We start from the raw sequence: 16,861 nt of genomic DNA on the forward strand, positions 1-16,861 counted from the left end.
CAGCAGGCTGAGTCCGTCGTCGGCGTCGGCCGTCGGTCGGTCGGACTCCGCCGGGCCGGCGCCGACCGTCGCGAGGTCGGGCTCCGCCGCGTCGGCGTCGACCGCCGCCAGGTCGGTGAGCCGGGACAGCGAGGTCTCCAGATCCGCGCCGACCTTCCGCATGCCGAGCCGCAGCAGCGCGCCGCTGACCCGGCCGGCCGGCCACCGGACCACGATCAACCGGGCGGAGGTGCCGTCCGGCTCCTCGCTCAGCTGCACGTACACCTCGGTCCGCGCCTCGGCGCGGGCGCCGGCGCCCTTGGCCCGTTCCCGCCAGCCGATCAGCGTCGGCGGCTGGAAGACGATCACCTCCGCCTCGTGGGCCGCACCGCGCCGGGCCGCGAGCACCCGCTGCCGTCGGCCGTAGCCATCGCCGGACAGCACCTCGGCCTGCCGGACCCCGGCCAGCCAGGCGGGCAGCTGCTCGGCCCGCTGCACCACCTCCCACACCGTCTCGATCGGCGCCCGGACGTACGCGCTCCGTTCAACGAGGATCATCACTCCCCCTCCACTCAGGACATCAACTGACTTAGGGGATCTTATGTGCATTTAATGGACATAGCGGCCGGCCTTCCCCGCGACACGCCGCGCGGACTACAGTCCGAGCACCCTTCACGTGTGAGGAGCGCCGATGAGCCCCGGTACGCCGCTGCCCGCCTTCCCGCCCGGCTTCACCTGGGGGGTCGCCACGTCCTCGTACCAGATCGAGGGTGGCGTCGACGCCGACGGGCGCGGCCGGTCGATCTGGGACACCTTCGCCCACCAGCCCGGCCGGATCATCGACGGCACGACCGGCGACGTCGCCTGCGACCACTACCACCGGTACGCCGAGGACGTCGCGCTGATGGCCGGGCTGGGCATCGGCGCGTACCGGTTCTCGATCGCCTGGCCGCGGATCCAGCCGGCCGGCACCGGACCGGCCGAGCCGGCCGGCCTGGACTTCTACGACCGGCTGGTGGACGCGCTGCTGGAACGCGACGTCGACCCGGTGGCCACGCTGTTCCACTGGGACCTGCCGCAGGCGCTGGAGGACGTCGGCGGCTGGCTGAACCGGGACACCGCGCACCGGTTCGCCGACTACGCCGAGCTGGCCGCCGGCCGACTCGGCGACCGGGTCAAGCTGTGGCTCACCCTCAACGAGCCGTTCATCCACATGACCCTGGGCTACGGCACGGGCGAACACGCGCCGGGCCGGACGCTGCTGTTCGGCGCGGTGCCAGCGGCACACCACCAACTGCTCGGCCACGGGCTGGCGGTGGCGGCGCTGCGCGCCCGTACCGGCAGCCCGGTCGGGATCGCCAACAACTACTCACCGGTCCGGCCGCAGGGCACCGGCGAGGCCGACCTGGCCGCCGCGGCGGCGTACGACGCGCTGCACAACCGGCTGTTCACCGACCCGCTGCTGGGCCGGGGCTACCCCGTCGGGCTGGGCCTGGACCCCGCCGAGGCCGGTGCCGGGGCGGCGGACCTGGTCCGGGACGGTGACCTGGCGGTGATCGCCGCCCCGATCGACGTGCTCGGGGTGAACTACTACAACCCGACCGGCATCGCCGCGCCCGCCGAACCGGACGGGCCGCTGCCGTTCGAGATGGTGCCGCTGACCGGCTACCCGCGCACCGCGTTCGACTGGCCGGTCGTACCGGAGGGGTTGCACGAGCTGCTCACCACGCTGCGCGACCGGTACGGCGCCGACCTGCCACCGATCCAGATCACCGAGAACGGCTGCGCGTACGACGACACGGTCGCGGCCGACGACGGCTGCGCCGACCCGGAGCGGATCGCCTACCTGGACGGCCACCTGCGGGCCGTGCACCGGGCCGTCGCCGACGGGGTCGACGTGCGCGGCTACTTCGTCTGGTCGCTGCTGGACAACTTCGAGTGGGCCGAGGGCCAGACCAAACGGTTCGGCCTGGTGCACGTGGACTTCGACAGCCAGGTCCGCACCCCCAAGTCGTCGTACGCCTGGTACCGCGACCTGATCAGCCGTCGATGACGACGTTCGACCCGACGCCGGCCTCGCTGCCGGCCGCGCTGGCCGAGCCCACCGTCAAGGTACGACCGGCCTGGATCGCGCTGATCTTCAGCGCCAACCTCGGCGTCTGGATGGCGTTCTTCACCCCCATCCAGATCCTGCTGCCGCAGCAGATCGAGCGGATCCAGCCGACCGGCAAGGAGGCGATGCTGGCCGTCGTCACCGGGCTCGGCGCGCTCGCCGCGGTGGTGGTGAACCCGCTGGCCGGCGCGTTGTCGGACCGGACCACCCCGCGGCTGTTCGGCCGGGACCTGGGCCGGCGGCACATCTGGACGTGCTGCGGCGCGCTGCTCGGCGCCGTCGCCCTGGTGCTGCTGGCCCGGCAGGACACCATCCTCGGCGTCGCGCTCGGCTGGGTCGCCGCCCAGACCTGCTTCAACGCCATGCTGGCCACGCTCAGCTCGGCGATCCCGGACCGGGTCCCGGTGACCCAGCGCGGCGGGGTGTCCGGTTGGGTGGGCATCCCGCAGGCGCTCGGGCTGGTGCTGGGCGCCGTCCTGGTCACCGCCGTGATCAGCGGCAACGCCGCCGGTTACCTGGCCGTCGCGGTGGCGGTGCTGGCGCTGGCCCTGCCGTTCGCGCTGTTCACCGCCGACGATCCACTGCCGCGTACGCACCGGCCGGCGCTGCGGGCCCGGGGGCTGATCACCGGGATGTGGATCAGCCCGCGGGCGCACCCGGACTTCGCCTGGGCCTGGCTGACCCGCTTCCTGGTTCAGATCGGCAACGCCCTGGGCACCCTCTACCTGCTCTACTTCCTGCAGGACAAGGTCCGGTACCCGGACCCGGAGGGCGGGCTGCTGGTGATGATCCTACTCTACACGGTCGGGATGATGACCACCGCCGTGGTCGCCGGTCGGCTGTCGGACCGGTCCGGCCGGCGCCGGGTCTTCGTCATCTGGTCCGGGGTGATCATGGCGGTGGCGGCCCTCCTGCTGGCGGTGTGGCCGATCTGGTCCGCCGCCCTGGTCGCCGCGCTGCTGCTGGGCGCCGGGTACGGCGTCTACCTCGCCGTCGACGCCGCGTTGATCACCCAGGTGCTGCCGCAGGCCACCGACCGGGGCAAGGACCTCGGCGTGATCAACATCGCGAACTCCGCCCCGCAGGTCCTCGGCCCCGCCCTGAGCGCACCCATCGTCGTCCACCTGGGCGGCTACCCCACCCTCTACGCGGTCACGGCCGCCGTCACCGTCCTCGGCAGCGTCCTGGTCCTGAAGATCCGCACCGTCCCCTGACCGCGGCGGACCGTCCCCTGACCAGGGCGGTCGCCGGTCAGCCGAGCAGGGTGAGGGCTGCTACCGCGGCGGTGAGGGTGACGGCGGCGGTGAGGGCGCCGGTCCAGAGGAACCGGGGCCAGCGGACGGGGACGTCGGCCGCGCGGCAGCGTTCCAGCCAGAGCAGGGTGGCCAACGAGCCCCAGGGCGCCAGTACAGCAACCACAGGCGGGCGGCGGTGGCCAGCAACGCGGCGACCTGCGGCAGCGCCATCCGCTCGGCGAACCGCAGGACGGTCAGGCCGACCCGCTCGGCGGCCAGCAGGTTGGTCAGGTTGGACACCGGCAGCAGCAGGCTCGCCGTGTTGGCCAGCCAGACCGTGGTCATGGCCAGCGGCAGTGGAGCGATGCCGGCCCGGACCGCCATGGCGATCATGACCGGGGTGAGCAGCACGGCGGTGGTGTCCAGGTTCAGCACGAGCGTGGTCAGCGTGGCCAGCCCGACGCTCAGCCCGAACAGTGCCGGGTAGCTGCCCCGGGCCAGCCCGGCCATCCGGGCCGCCAGCACGTCGAAGAACTCGGCCCGGGCGGCCAGCTCGGCCAGGATCAGCACCGCGAACAGGAACACCAGCAGCGGCGCGATCCGCCGTACCGTGGCGGCCGCGTCGTGCTCGGGCACCAGACCCACCGCGAGCAGCAGCAACCCGACCCCGAGCAGGCCGAGCGCCAGCACGTCCGAGCCGCCCAGCCGGCTCCACCACCGCCGTACGCCGGGACGCGGCGCCTCCCGCTCCCCCACCGTCACCGCATCCACGCTCTCTCCCCGGCGCGGCCGGCGGCCCGGCGGCTCGCACGCGCGCCGACCCGGACTACCCCGCACGGCGCGGCGCGACACCGTGACCCGCCCGACGTCCACCACCCCCGGTCCGGGGGGAAACCTGGTGGCGAGCCCACCCGGGGCCGCCCGTAGGCTTGACCCCGTGACGGTACGCGTACGCTTCGCCCCATCCCCGACCGGAATGTTCCACGTCGGCGGCGCCCGCTCGGCGCTGCAGAACTGGATCTTCGCCAAGCAGCAGAGCGGCGTCTTCGTGCTGCGGATCGAGGACACCGACGCCGCCCGGAACCGCCCGGAGTGGACCGAGGGCATCCTGTCCGCGCTGGACTGGATCGGCATCCGGCGGGGCAGCTACGAGGGGCCGCACTTCCAGTCGGAGAACGCGGCCGAGCACCGGGCCGCCGCCGCCCGGCTGTACGAGTCCGGCCGCGCCTACTACTGCGACTGCACCCGGGACGCGGTGCAGGCCCGCACCGGGTCGCAGCACAAGGGGTACGACGGGTTCTGCCGGGACCGGAGCCTCGGCCCGGGCGAGGGGCGGGCGCTGCGGTTCCGTACGCCCGACGAGGGTGCCACGGTGGTGGTCGACCTGATCCGGGGCGAGCCGACCTTCGACAACAAGCTGATCGAGGACTTCGTGATCGCCCGCGGCGACGGGTCACCGGTGTTCCTGCTGGCCAACGTCGTCGACGACATGACCATGGGGATCACCCACGTGATCCGGGCCGAGGAGCACCTGCCGAACACCCCGAAGCAGCAGCTGCTGTGGGACGCGCTCGGGGTGAAGCCCCCGGTCTGGGCGCACGTGCCGGTGGTGGTCAACGAGAAGCGGCAGAAGCTGTCCAAGCGCCGGGACAAGGTGGCCCTGGAGGCGTACCGGGACGAGGGTTACCTCGCGGCCGCGATGCGCAACTACCTGATGCTGCTCGGTTGGGCGCCGTCCGGGGACCGGGAGATCGTCCCGTGGTCGGTGATCGAGGACGAGTTCCGGCTGTCCGAGGTCAACCCGTCACCGGCGTTCTTCGACGAGAAGAAGCTGCGGGCCTTCAACGGCGAGTACATCCGCGCGCTGCCGGTCGAGGAGTTCGTCGCCGCCTGCCAGCCGTGGCTGACCGGGACGGAGACCATCGCGCCGCCGCCGTGGCGGCCGGAGGAGTTCGACCCGGCCGCGTTCGCCGCGGTCGCGCCGCTGGCGCAGACCCGGATCGCGGTGCTCGGCGAGATCGTGCCGAACGTCGACTTCCTCTTCCTGGAGTCGCCGCTGATCGACGAGGCGGCCTGGGCCAAGGCGATGAAGGATGGCGCGGGCGAGTTGCTGGACGCCGCCGTCGCCGGGTACGAGGCGCTGGCCGACTGGACCGCCGCGCCGCTGAAGGCGGCACTGGAGGAGGTCGGCACGGCGCGCGGGTTGAAGCTCGGCAAGACCCAGGCCCCGGTACGGGTGGCGGTGACCGGCCGGACGGTGGGGCTGCCGCTGTTCGAGTCGCTGGAGGTGCTCGGTCGGGAGCGGACGCTCGCCCGCCTGCGGGCGGCCCGGGTCCGCCTGCCCTGACCGCCCCGCCCCAGCCCCCGCACCAGCCGAAAGCGCCGTCCGTGGTCCGGAGGGGCGTCGACCCGTACCGCCGGGCCGACGTCCTCCGGATCGGCGGATGCTATTGACGTTTCCCTATGTTAGCGTTAACAGATTGTTACCGGCTGAGACGGACGCACCCGGTGTCGCCGACCTGCCACCGCGGCGTGTCCCAGCCGCCACCGCGACAGTCAGGAGAAACGGCCGTGCGATCGGAAGCCACCTCGTCCCCGCCACCGGATGACGCCGCCACCGGGCGGACACCGCCGGGCGGTCCCCGCCGCCGGATCGGGCGGATCCTGGCCGCCGCCGTCGCGGTCGGCATGCTCACCGCCACGGTCGCGGTCTCCGCGGCGTCGGCCGCCGACAACCCGTACCAGCGGGGACCGGATCCGACCCTGGCCAGCGTCGCGGCGACCCGCGGGCCGTTCGCCACCACCCAGACCACGGTGCCGGCCGGCAACGGCTTCAACGGGGGCTACCTCTACTACCCCACCGACACCAGCCTCGGGACGTGGGGCGCGGTGGCGATCGTGCCCGGCTACAGCGCGCTGTTCGCCAACGAAGAGGCCTGGATGGGGCCGTGGCTGGCGTCCTTCGGGTTCGTCGTGCTCGGCATCGAGACCAACAGCCGCACCGACGGCGCGGAGCCGCGCGGTACCCAACTGCTGGCCGCCCTCGACTACCTGACCCGGTCCAGTCCGGTGCGTACCCGGGTCGACCCCAACCGGTTGGGCGTCATCGGCCACTCCGCCGGTGGCGCCGGCGCGCTCAGCGCGGCGCTGCGGCGGCCGTCACTGCGGTCCGTGGTCGGCCTCGCGCCCGGCGCGCCCGGCGGCGGCATCAACCTGGCCGACGACCGGGTGCCGACGATGTTCATCTCCGGTGAACGGGACACCACCGTCACCCGGTCCTACCTCCAGGGGCTCTACACCACCCTGCCGGCCAGCACGGAGAACGCCTGGGTGGAGATCACCGGCAACGACCACCTGTCGTTCACCAGGTCGAACCCGACCGAGATGCGCACCCTGATCCCCTGGTTGAAGATCTTCCTCGACAACGACACCCGGTACGCGCAGTTCCTCTGCCCGCTGGCGGACCCGAGCAACATCTCCATGTACCGCAACACCTGCCCGCTGGTACCGCCGGGCCTGCCGACCCCGACGCCGACGACCTCGTCCCCGGGCGACCCGTCGAGCCCGCCGCCGTCCAGCCCACCGCCGTCCACGCCGCCGCCGTCCAGCCCGCCGCCGGCCGGGGCCTGCGCCGCGACCTACCGCACCACCAGCACGTGGCCGGGCGGCTTCCAGGGCGAGGTCACGGTGACCGCCGGCAACGCGGCGATCAACGGTTGGACCGTCCGGTGGACCCTCGCCGGCGGCCAGAGCATCAGCCAGGTGTGGAACGGCACCCTGACCACGAGCGGCTCGTCCGTCTCGGTGCGGAACGTGTCGTACAACGGGTCCCTGCCGGCGGGTGGTTCGGCCACGTTCGGCTTCCTCGGCTCCGGCACGGCCACCAGCCCGGTGATCACCTGCACCAGCCCGTGACGATGCGCGCCGCCGGCCCGGCCGCCCGGACAACCGGGTGGCCGGCCGGCGGAGTCCTCGACGCGGGTCCTAGCTCGGACGGCGGCGGGCCAGCACGACGGCCGCGGTGGCGGCGGCGAGCAGCAGGACGCCGCCTGTCCGGGCCGGTTATCGTGATCTTCGTCGCAGCCGGGTCGAGCTTCGCTGCGAAGGCCGGCCGCAGCCGCGCCGGCGCCTTCGCCAGCCGCGCCCGGTTGGCCGGATCGCTGCTGGTCAGCGAGTTGTGTGCGGCCGCCGGACCGGCCGGCAGCAGTGCGCACAGCAGCCCTGTGACGACGGTCGGCAGCCGCACCGCGGATCGTCGAACCCCGCCCCCCACGGACGCCTCCATGCCGATACGATTCGCCCACCGATCACCTTCTGCCGGCTAGTCGGCCAGAGATCGCAGATAGTTCCAAAACACCGCACCGGAAGGTGCAACCGAACGGCCTACTCCGGAGTCTTTCAGGGGAGCGTCCGCACACCCCGCGATACACCACGTCACGGGCGCGGCAGCCGTTCGGGGACAGCGGACCGGCCGGCGGTCCAGCGGTCCACGGGGGCGAGGAGGGCGGCAATGAACCTTTTTCAACCTGAACCGCGCGGTGCACACGCGCCGTCCTCGGCCGCCGCCGCCGACGGCCCGCAAGGAGAGGTTGAAAGAGGCTCAATGAACCGGACGTCCAGGCGGCTGATCATCCTGCTGGCGGCGGCCTGTTCCGCCGTCGCGCTCACCGGCGCCACCGTGGCCGGGGCGGCGGCCGCTGCCGCGCCACGGGCCGCGGTCACCGGCACCACCGCGACGGCGCCCAAGCCCGGGCCGAAGGCGCCGCTGTCCGTACGGATCAGCGGTGAGCAGATGGGCGAGCCGCTGGTCATCCGCGCCGAGACCGACGAGACGCTGTACGACGCGGTGTTCGACCAGGTGAGCTGGATGGGCGGGGCCGGTCAGGCGCGGGCGCTGTCCGCCGAGGACCTCGGCGTCAAGTACACGGTGCTGGTGTTCTCCGGGGACGTCGCCACGCAGACCTACGACCTCTACCCGTTCGCCAAGGGCGGACCGCGCGCCTGCCGCCCGGCCAAGCAGCCGGGCCGCACCGGCACGGCCGCCTGGTTCTACGGCCGGCTCAACATGCCGGAGACGCTGCGCGCCGCCGGGGTGCCGCTGGCCGAACGGCCCGGCACGGTCACCGGCGGTATCGGCGGTGGGGTCGCGGTCGAGCGGGCCGAGACGCTCGATCCGGGCAAGGACGTCGACCGAGTCCTCGGTGACCTGCAACGGGTGCTGCTGCTCAACGCCGGGGTGGTCATCGCCATCACGGCCGGCCTGGCAGCCATCGCGCTGCTGATCCGCCGCCGCAGCGGGTGAGCCCGCACCGGAGGTGATCCGGGTTCAGCACCACCGGCGTGGCGGGCGCTCCCGTCGGGCGGTACGCGACGCCGGGCGGACCGCGCCGTGCCGGTGCGCGCCGGCCCAACCAGGACGGTCCGGACGGCAGCCGACCGGGTCAGGTCCGGGTTCGGCGCGGCGGCGCGGCTCGTCCTCGACCGGGTCGGCGGGACGCGGACGAGGCACCCGCGCGGTGGCGTACTCGGTGCCGGGCTCCGGCTCGGCCGGACGACCGGCGGCGGGCGACGCCGTGCCGACCGGTGGCTCGACGGCGGTGCCCGACGGCGCGGACCCCGGGTGGGTCGTCGGGTGCGGACGGAGCTCCCCGATCCAGCGCAGCTGCAGCCCCGGCCGGGCCGGCGCCGGCTGCTGATCGCCCAGCAGACAGGGCTGGTCGCCGTCGGCACAGCCGCGCTCGGCCTCGCCGTGCACCATCCCGACCTCCTCAGGCTCCACCGCCGCCGCGCGGGCGTGCTCCGCTCCGACCGGCCCACCGGGGCTCGTTGCCCGGGCGAACCTTTCGGGTCCTCACCGTACTGGCCGGCACCGACGGACCGGACGGCGCCGTCGGCGGAGATCACCTGGCCGACCGGGCCGTGGGCGGCAAGCGCACCGCCGGTCACCGTCCCGGGCGGCCCGGTTGACCCGGTACGGCCGACCGGAGGACCGCCCCGATCGTGGCCCAGAGCGGGGCGACGACGAACCAGATGACGACCACGGCACCGAGCCGCATCATCCACCGCACCAGTTCGCCGGTCCGCTCGGCATCGCCGACCAACAGGATGGCGGTGCCGAGCAGCGCGCAGGCGATGGCGGCGGCGAGCACGGCCTTGCCCCACTCCCGCCACTCGTACCGGGCCCGGCCCCAGCCGTTCTTCGGCGGCTTCCACGGCGGCGGTCCGCCGCCGAACCAGTGGGCGAACCGCTGGTCGGCCCAGCGGATCATGGTGTGCCCGAAGGCGACGGAGAACCCGAGGTACGCGGCGGCCAGGCCGTGCGTGACGTTCGCCGTGGCGCCCCGGCTCAGGTCGACCGTGGTGGCGATCAGCAGCACCACGTCCACCAGCGGCACGCAGACCAGCAGGACGGCACCCAGCCGGCGCCGGCGCAGCAGGTACCGGGCCAGCAGGCCGGCGCCGAGCAGCACCCAGAAACCGATCTCGCACGCGGCGATCACCGCCAGGACCATGAGACGGACCTCCACTTCGTCCGTTCCAGCCTGTCGCCCCGCACCGGCGTCGGCCTCGACGCGCACGACGAGATCCGGGTCCGTCGAACGATGGAGAGTACGACTTTCGGCGTACCCGGGCCGGTCCCGTCTCGTCGGGCGGGTGGAGACCGGCGGGTCGGGCGTGTGGTGGGATCGGACGGTGACCTCCTGGTTCGCCGGCCGACGGCGCCACCTGCGGCTGGACCTGGCGCTGGCCGGCGCGTCGTTCGCGGTGGGGCTGGTGCTGATCGGGATGGGCAACGTGCGGGTGTTGCCCACCGGTGGGCACACCCCGCCGACGGTGTTCGCGGTGTTCCTGTTCACGGCCTGCGTCGCGGTGGCCCTGCGCCGGTTCGCGCCGCGGACGAGCCTGGCGGTGGGGACCGCCGCGCTCGTCGCCGACCTGGTGGCGGGCGGTTCGCTGGCCACCAGCCTGGTGTACACCCAGGTGCTGTACGACGCGTGCGTCTACGGTCCGCCCCGGCTGTGGCGGTGGCTGCTGCGGATCGCGGTGGCGCTGACCGTGCTCGGCGCGGTGGCCGGGGTGCTGGTCGCCCGCTCCTGGCAGGGCGTCGCGCTGGGCGTACTGGTGATCCTGGTCGCGGTCCTGCCGGTGGTGACCGGGATCAGCGTCCGGCAGTACCGGGACCAGGCGGCGGAGGCCCGGGCCCGCGCCGAGCAGACCGCCCGGCTGGCGGAGCTCGACCGGCGCCAGGCGGTGCTGGCCGAACGGCACCGGATGGCCCGGGAACTGCACGACGTGATCGCCAACCAGCTCAGCGCGGTGGCCATCCACGCCACCGCCGCGCTCTCCGTCCGTGACCTCGACCGCGCGCAGTTGGACCAGGCGCTGCGGGTGATCCGGGAGAACAGCGTCCGCGGGCTGGCCGAGATGCGACAGATGATCGGGCTGCTCCGGGAGCCGGCGGACCCGATGGGCCCGGCCGACGACGGTCCGGGCGAGGACCGGCCGAGCGACGACGGTCCGGTGGGTGGCGTACCGGTGGGTGGACCGGGGGCGGCCGATCCGCCCACCCGGGTCCGGCTGGCCGAGGTGGACCGGCTGGTCCGGTGGGTCGGCGACGCCGGCCTGACGGTACGGCTGGACACCGTCGGCGCGGCCCGTCCGTTGCCGATCAGCGTCGACCTGGCCGCCTACCGGATCGTTCAGGAGGCGTTGACCAACGCGCTCAAGCACGGCTGCGGGGAGACGACCGTGACGGTCGGCTACCGGCCGGACGAGGTGACGGTGACCGTGGAGAACCCGCTGCCCACCGACGGCCCGGTGGGCGCGACGCTGCCCGGTGCCGGCGCCGGGCTGATCGGCATGCGGGAGCGGGCCGCGTTGCTGCACGGCCGGTTCGACGCCGGCCGGCACGGGGACCGCTGGCGGGTGCACGCCGAACTACCGACCGGGGAGACGCGGGAATGACCGACCGGATCACGGTGCTGCTCGCCGACGATCAGGAGGCCGTCCGGGCCGGCCTGGCGCTGATCCTGGCCAGCGCGCCGGACATCGAGGTGGTCGGCCAGGCCGCCGACGGCGAGGAGGCCGTCCGGCTGTGCCGCGAGCTGCGCCCGCGGGTGGCCGTGCTCGACATCCGGATGCCCCGGCTGGACGGCATCTCGGCGACCCGGGAGATCGCCGCCGAGGCCCTGGCCGACGTGCTGGTCCTGACCACCTTCGATCTCGACGAGTACGTCTTCGGCGCGCTGCGGGCCGGTGCCGCCGGTTTCCTGCTCAAGGACACCGACGCGGCCGGTCTGGTGGACGCGGTCCGCACGGTCGCCCGGGGCGAGGGGGTGATCGCGCCGGCGGTGACCCGCCGGTTGATCCAGGCGTTCGCGGCCACCACGCCCGCCGCGCCGGCGAGCACCCGGGCCGCCGTGGCCGGGTTGACCCCGCGCGAACGCGACGTGCTGGCCTGCCTGGGCCTGGGCCTGTCCAACCAGCAGGTCGCCGACCGGCTGGCGATGGCCGAGAGCACCACCAAGACCCATGTCAGCCGGATCCTCACCAAGCTCGGCCTGCGCAGCCGGGTGCAGGCCGCCATCCTGGCCCAGGAGTTGGGCCTGCCCGCACCCGGCGACTGAGCCGCCCCCGGGAACCGGGCCCGAGCTCACCCCTGCGGAGTGGACCCGCGGCGGCCGGCCCTGGCACTCACCCGGCCGGGACCGGCCCGCGGGCGGTCGGTCCGGCACCGGTCCGGTCGGCAGCCACCCGGTCGGAGCCGGCCAGTCGGGCGGCCAACGGCACCAGCGTCAGGGCCAGCAACCACCCGCCGAGCACGTCGACCGGCCAGTGCGCCAGCAGCGCCACCCGGGTCAGTCCGATCAGGACCGCGAACGCGGCGGCCAGGACGGCCAGCGCGACCCGTGCCGGCCGGCCCAGCCGGTGCCACAGCAGCAGGACCGCCGCCAGGGCCGCGGCGGCGGCGTTGCTGGTGTGCCCGCTGGGGAACCCGTTGCTGGTCGCCACGACGAACCCGTCGACCGGTCGGGGATGGTGCAGCAGCAGGTGCAGCAGGCTCCAGGTGACCGGGACCAGCACCGTCACCACGGCGCAGAACACCGCCGGCCGGCGCCGCCGGGCGGCCGCCAGGACCAGCGTGGCCAGCAGGCCGGCGGCCAGGAACGGGCCGGTCGCGGCCACGTCGGTGGCGATCCGGAGCACGGCGATCAGGCCGGGCCGGTCCGTGCCGTACCCGCGGAAGGCGGCACTGACCGCGGCGTCGAGGCCGGCCAGCGGCGCCCAGCCGACCATGGTGAGGGCGAGCAGTGCCAGGAGACCGGCCAGCGCGACCAGCGGGACCGCCAGCGGCGTACGGGTGATCATGTCCGCATGGTCGCACGCGGACGCGCCCGGGCGGGCCCGCGTCCGGCGTGGCAGGCTGGACCGGTGACTGACCGTTCCGGAGCCGCGAACGCGCAGGCCGGCGGCGCCGGATCCCGGTCCCGGGGCGCCGGGACCGGCCGGTCCCGGTCGGCCGGGCCCGGCCCGGCGGGCGACCGTGCGGCCGGCCCCGCCGGCGGCGACCTGACCGAGACGGTACGCCGGATCGAGCGCGCGGCCGGCTCGCTGGCCAGCGCCAGCCTGGCCCGGATGGACGACGCGCTGCCCTGGTTCCGCGGCCTGCCGGCCGACCAGCGGTCCTGGGTGATGCTGGTCGCCCAGGCCGGCGTCCGGTCGTTGGTGGAGTGGCTGCGGCAGGGCGGCGGTGTGGCGGACAGCCCGCAGGAGGTCTCCGACGAGGTGTTCGCGGCCGCCCCGCGCGCCCTGGCCCGGTCGATCAGCCTCCAGCAGACGGTCGCGCTGATCAAGGTCACCATCGACGTGGTCGAGGAGCAGGTCCCGCATCTGGCCGCCGTGGGCGAGGAGGTACTGCTGCGCGAGGTGGTGCTCCGGTTCTCCCGGGAGATCGCCTTCGCGGCGGCCCGGGTGTACGCCCGGGCCGCCGAGTCGCGCGGCGCCTGGGACGCCCGGTTGCAGGCGCTGCTGGTGGACGCGCTGCTGCGCGGCGACTCGTCGGACGTGCTGGCCAGCCGGGCGGCGGCGCTGGGCTGGTCGGACGCCCCGCCGGTGGCGGTGGCGGTCGGCCGGTCACCGGGCGGCGATGTCACCGCCGTGCTGCACACCGTCTACCGGATCGCCCGGCGGATCGACGTCGAGATCATCGGTGGGGTGCACGGCGACCGGCTCGTTCTCGTGCTCGGCGGGGTGGCCAATCCGTTGGCCGCCACCGAGCGGCTGCTGGCCGGCTTCGGTGACGGACCGGTGGTGGTCGGTCCGGCGGTGCCCAGCCTGGACACGGCGACCGACTCGGCCCGGGCGGCGCTGGCCGGGTTCCGGGCCGCGCCGGCCTGGCCGACCGCGCCGCGCCCGGTCGCGGCCGCGGACCTGCTGCCCGAGCGCGCGTTGGCCGGCGACTCGGAGGCCCGCCGCGACCTGCGGCAGGACGTCTACGGGGTGCTGGTACGGGCCGGTGGTGAGCTGCTGGAGACGCTGGACGCGTTCTTCGCCGCCGGCGGGGTGCTGGAGAGCGCCGCCCGGGCGCTGTACGTGCACCCCAACACCGTGCGCTACCGGCTGCGCCGGATCGCCGAGGTGACCGGCTTCGCGCCGCTGGCGCCCCGGGACGCGTTCGCCCTGCGGGTGGCCCTCACGGTGGGCCGGTTGGACCCGGCAGCCCTGGGAATCCCGAATCAGACGTGAAGCATGAATGCCCACGTAATCGCCCATAACACTCATGATCATTGCCGATATTTGTCGGAACTCTACAAAGCTCGTAGTACGGTTTGGTGACTGCCGGCACCCAACTGACCGCCAAGTATCCGGGAGAGTCGTAGACGTGCTCGCCGTACTCTCCCCCGGCCAGGGTTCACAGAAGCCCGGCTTCCTCGCCCCCTGGCTCGACCTGCCCGGAGCCCGGGACCGCCTGGCCGAGTGGTCGACGCTGGCCGGGGTCGACCTGGTCCACCTGGGCACCCGGGCCGACGCCGACGAGATCAAGGACACCGCGCGGACCCAGCCGCTGCTGGTCGCCGCCGCGCTGCTGGCCGCCGAGCAGCTGCCCATGTCCGAGGTCGGACTGACCGCCGGGCACAGCGTGGGCGAACTGGGCGCCGCCGCCCTGGCCGGCGTGCTGTCCGCCGAGGCGGCGATCACGCTGGCCGGCGCCCGGGGCCGGGAGATGGCCGCCGCCTGCGCGTTGGAACCGACCGGGATGGCCGCCGTGCTCGGCGGCGACCCGGACGAGGTGCTCACCGCCATCGAGGCGGCCGGCCTGCACGCCGCCAACCGTAACGGCGCCGGACAGGTTGTCGTGGCCGGGGCGGTCGACCGGCTGGAGAAGTTCGCCGCGCAGCCGCCGACCCGGGCCCGGGTCATCACGTTGCAGGTCGCCGGCGCGTTCCACACCCCGTACATGGCGCCGGCCGAGGCGGCGCTCGGCGCGGTGGCCGCCGACATCACACCCGCCGATCCGGCCCGGCTGCTGCTGTCCAACCTCGACGGCACCGCGGTCGACGACGGCCGGGAACTGCTCCGGCGACTGGTCCGCCAGGTCACCGCGCCGGTCCGCTGGGATCTGTGCATGCGTACCCTGGCCGAGGTCGGCGTCACCGGCGTGATCGAACTCCCGCCGGCCGGCACGCTCGCCGGGCTGGTCAAGCGGGAACTGCGGGCGACCGGCGGACCCGAGATCGTCACCCTGAACACCCCCGACGACCTGCCGGCCGCCCGGGACCTGATCGCCCGCACCGGAGGACACGCCTGATGGGTTCGCGCATCATCGCCATGGGCCACTACCAGCCGTCCCGGGTGGTCACCAACGACGAGTTGGCCCAGATCGTGGACACCAACGACGAGTGGATCCGGGACCGCGTCGGCATCGTCACCCGCCGGATCGCCGACACCGAGACGGTGGCCGACATGGCGACGGCCGCCGCCGGCAAGGCGCTGGCCAACTCGGGCCTGAGCGCCGCCGACATCGACCTGGTCGTGGTGGCCACCTGCACGTCGGTGGACCGCAGCCCGAACGTGGCCTGCCGGGTCGCCGCCAAGCTGGGCATCACCGCGCCGGGCGCCTTCGACATCAACACCGCCTGCTCGGGCTTCTCCTACGCGCTGGGCACCGTCGACCACGCGCTGAGCGCGGGGGCGGCCCGCAACGCGATCGTGATCGGGGCGGAGAAGCTGTCCGACTTCACCGACTGGACCGACCGGTCGACCTGCATCATCTTCGGCGACGCCGCCGGCGCCGCGGTGGTCACCGCCACCGGCCCGGGCGAGGAGTCCGGCGTCGGCCCGGTGGTCTGGGGCTCGGCCCCGGAGAAGAGCGACGCGGTACGCATCGAGGGCTGGCGCCCGTACATCGAGCAGGAGGGCCAGTCGGTGTTCCGCTGGGCCACCACCGCCCTCGCGCCGCTGGCCCGGCAGGCCTGCGAGCGGGCCGGTGTCAGCCCGCGGGAACTGGCGGCGTTCGTGCCGCACCAGGCCAACGCCCGGATCATCGACGGCATCGTCAAGCGGCTGGACATCCCGCAGGCGGTCATCGCCAAGGACATCGTCGAATCCGGCAACACCTCCGCGGCGAGCGTGCCGCTGGCCCTGTCCAAGCTGGTCGAGCGTCGGGAGGTGCCCTCGGGCGCGCCGGTGCTGCTGTTCGGCTTCGGCGGTGGCCTGACCTACGCGGGTCAGGTCGTCCGCTGCCCCTGAACCCGACCCTGCCCGCCGGTCCGCCGTCGCGAACCGGTGGCCACGAGTTCAGCCCGGCTTCACCCGCTCGGGCTGCAATGGGCCATCCCGCCCGAACCCCCACAGATCCCACTCGGGGAAACCACCGTATTCAGGGAGAGGAACCAATTCCCATGACCCGTGACGAGATCACCGCCGGCCTGGCCGAGATTCTCGAGGAAGTCGCCGGCGTGAACCCGGGCGACGTGGCCGTCGACAAGTCGTTCACCGACGATCTCGACGTCGACTCGCTGTCCATGGTCGAGGTCGTCGTCGCCGCCGAGGAGAAGTTCGGCGTGAAGATCCCGGACAACGAGGTGCAGAACCTCAAGACGGTCGGCGACGCCGTCAGCTACATCGAGGCCCAGGCCTGACTTAACGGGTCCCCACGGATGTTTCCGAGGGACTTTCCCTCCCGGCGATGCCGGGATTCCCAGCTCGGACCGCATCCGACCCACCGTCCCGGAAGGAGGCGATCGCATGTCTGACGTCGTCGGCACTGGCACGGTCGCGTTCAGCCGTGACGAGGATCGTCCTCGCGGCGTTGACGTCGCGGCCTGCGGTGTAGCCGCAGGCCGCGCAGTCGAAGACGCGCAGACCCAGCCCGAGGCGTTCCTTGGTTCTCGTACCGCACTCGGCGCAGGTCATCGTGGTGTAAGCGGGCGGCACCAGCACCACCTTCCGGCCCGCCCGCGTACCCCTGTCGATCAGTTCTCGTTTGCACACGCCGATCGCCGCGTCGGCCGCCTTGCGGGCCATCCGGGTT

Annotated in this window: 16 protein-coding genes and 2 pseudogenes; 11 read left to right on the forward strand and 7 right to left on the reverse strand. The window is 73.9% G+C overall.

The window, feature by feature from the left end; all coding sequences use genetic code 11:
- Positions 1-96 precede the first annotated feature (96 nt).
- A pseudogene (locus ACFOX0_RS06935) lies at positions 97-537 on the reverse strand (SRPBCC family protein); the annotation flags it as partial.
- 133 nt (positions 538-670) lie between these two features.
- On the opposite strand from ACFOX0_RS06935, the gene ACFOX0_RS06940 reads away from it, so the two are divergent.
- On the forward strand, positions 671-2,032 hold the full coding sequence (locus ACFOX0_RS06940) for a GH1 family beta-glucosidase (protein WP_377542865.1): 1,362 nt from the start codon (positions 671-673) through the stop codon (positions 2,030-2,032).
- Entirely contained in the window at positions 2,029-3,306 is a 1,278-nt protein-coding gene (locus ACFOX0_RS06945) for an MFS transporter (protein ID WP_377542867.1), read from the forward strand. The genes ACFOX0_RS06940 and ACFOX0_RS06945 overlap by 4 nt, the downstream gene beginning before the upstream one ends.
- Positions 3,307-3,366: 60 nt before the next feature.
- On the opposite strand, the gene ACFOX0_RS06950 is transcribed toward ACFOX0_RS06945, so the two are convergent.
- On the reverse strand, positions 3,367-4,098 hold the full coding sequence (locus ACFOX0_RS06950; protein WP_377542868.1) for an ArsB/NhaD family transporter: 732 nt from the start codon (positions 4,096-4,098) through the stop codon (positions 3,367-3,369).
- Between the two features lie 166 nt (positions 4,099-4,264).
- Here ACFOX0_RS06950 and gltX point away from each other — a divergent pair, with 166 nt between their 5' ends.
- A complete protein-coding gene (gene gltX, locus ACFOX0_RS06955; protein ID WP_377542870.1) occupies positions 4,265-5,674 on the forward strand; it encodes a glutamate--tRNA ligase in 1,410 nt (469 codons plus the stop codon).
- A 224-nt stretch (positions 5,675-5,898) separates the two neighbouring features.
- Complete coding sequence (locus ACFOX0_RS06960) at positions 5,899-7,242, forward strand: poly(ethylene terephthalate) hydrolase family protein (protein ID WP_377542871.1); 1,344 nt, start codon at positions 5,899-5,901, stop codon at positions 7,240-7,242.
- Here the strand turns inward: ACFOX0_RS06960 and ACFOX0_RS06965 are convergent.
- Positions 7,223-7,612 carry a copper resistance protein CopC gene (locus ACFOX0_RS06965; RefSeq protein WP_377542873.1) on the reverse strand — a complete coding sequence of 130 codons (390 nt, stop codon included), beginning with the start codon at positions 7,610-7,612 and terminating at the stop codon, positions 7,223-7,225. The two genes, ACFOX0_RS06960 and ACFOX0_RS06965, sit on opposite strands and share 20 nt — an antisense overlap.
- A 318-nt stretch (positions 7,613-7,930) precedes the next feature.
- Between ACFOX0_RS06965 and ACFOX0_RS06970 the strand changes: the two genes are divergently transcribed.
- Positions 7,931-8,629, forward strand: coding sequence for a hypothetical protein (locus tag ACFOX0_RS06970; protein WP_377542875.1), 699 nt, complete (start codon positions 7,931-7,933; stop codon positions 8,627-8,629).
- Positions 8,630-8,653: 24 nt separating this feature from the next.
- Here ACFOX0_RS06970 and ACFOX0_RS06975 read toward each other — a convergent pair whose 3' ends face one another.
- Complete coding sequence (locus tag ACFOX0_RS06975) at positions 8,654-9,085, reverse strand: hypothetical protein (RefSeq protein ID WP_377542876.1); 432 nt, start codon at positions 9,083-9,085, stop codon at positions 8,654-8,656.
- Between the two features lie 184 nt (positions 9,086-9,269).
- Complete coding sequence (locus ACFOX0_RS06980; protein WP_377542878.1) at positions 9,270-9,839, reverse strand: hypothetical protein; 570 nt, start codon at positions 9,837-9,839, stop codon at positions 9,270-9,272.
- Between the two features lie 181 nt (positions 9,840-10,020).
- Between ACFOX0_RS06980 and ACFOX0_RS06985 the strand changes: the two genes are divergently transcribed.
- Positions 10,021-11,292 carry a sensor histidine kinase gene (locus ACFOX0_RS06985; protein ID WP_377542879.1) on the forward strand — a complete coding sequence of 424 codons (1,272 nt, stop codon included), beginning with the start codon at positions 10,021-10,023 and terminating at the stop codon, positions 11,290-11,292.
- The gene (locus tag ACFOX0_RS06990; RefSeq protein WP_377542881.1) at positions 11,289-11,954 is read left to right on the forward strand and encodes a response regulator; all 666 of its coding nucleotides are present in this window, start codon (positions 11,289-11,291) and stop codon (positions 11,952-11,954) included. The genes ACFOX0_RS06985 and ACFOX0_RS06990 overlap by 4 nt, the downstream gene beginning before the upstream one ends.
- Before the next feature lie 67 nt (positions 11,955-12,021).
- On the opposite strand, the gene ACFOX0_RS06995 is transcribed toward ACFOX0_RS06990, so the two are convergent.
- Positions 12,022-12,696 (reverse strand): phosphatase PAP2 family protein, encoded by a 675-nt coding sequence (locus ACFOX0_RS06995; RefSeq protein WP_377542882.1) that lies wholly within the window; start codon positions 12,694-12,696, stop codon positions 12,022-12,024.
- 201 nt (positions 12,697-12,897) lie between these two features.
- On the opposite strand from ACFOX0_RS06995, the gene ACFOX0_RS07000 reads away from it, so the two are divergent.
- From ACFOX0_RS07000 to ACFOX0_RS07015, 4 genes and pseudogenes are all read left to right on the forward strand, one after another.
- A complete protein-coding gene (locus tag ACFOX0_RS07000; RefSeq protein WP_377543110.1) occupies positions 12,898-14,073 on the forward strand; it encodes a PucR family transcriptional regulator in 1,176 nt (391 codons plus the stop codon).
- A 136-nt stretch (positions 14,074-14,209) separates the two neighbouring features.
- Positions 14,210-15,133 (forward strand): annotated as a pseudogene (locus ACFOX0_RS07005) (ACP S-malonyltransferase); the annotation flags it as partial.
- On the forward strand, positions 15,133-16,077 hold the full coding sequence (locus ACFOX0_RS07010) for a beta-ketoacyl-ACP synthase III (protein ID WP_377543112.1): 945 nt from the start codon (positions 15,133-15,135) through the stop codon (positions 16,075-16,077). The pseudogene ACFOX0_RS07005 and the gene ACFOX0_RS07010, both read left to right, overlap by 1 nt.
- Before the next feature lie 152 nt (positions 16,078-16,229).
- Positions 16,230-16,469, forward strand: a complete 240-nt coding sequence (locus ACFOX0_RS07015) for an acyl carrier protein (protein ID WP_377542883.1) — start codon at positions 16,230-16,232, stop codon at positions 16,467-16,469.
- Between the two features lies 1 nt (position 16,470).
- On the opposite strand, the gene ACFOX0_RS07020 is transcribed toward ACFOX0_RS07015, so the two are convergent.
- Complete coding sequence (locus ACFOX0_RS07020; protein ID WP_377542884.1) at positions 16,471-16,854, reverse strand: zinc ribbon domain-containing protein; 384 nt, start codon at positions 16,852-16,854, stop codon at positions 16,471-16,473.
- Positions 16,855-16,861: the final 7 nt, after the last annotated feature.

Source organism: Micromonospora zhanjiangensis (assembly GCF_042650605.1).
In the GTDB taxonomy this organism is placed as follows: Bacteria; Actinomycetota; Actinomycetes; order Mycobacteriales; family Micromonosporaceae; genus Micromonospora_J; species Micromonospora_J zhanjiangensis.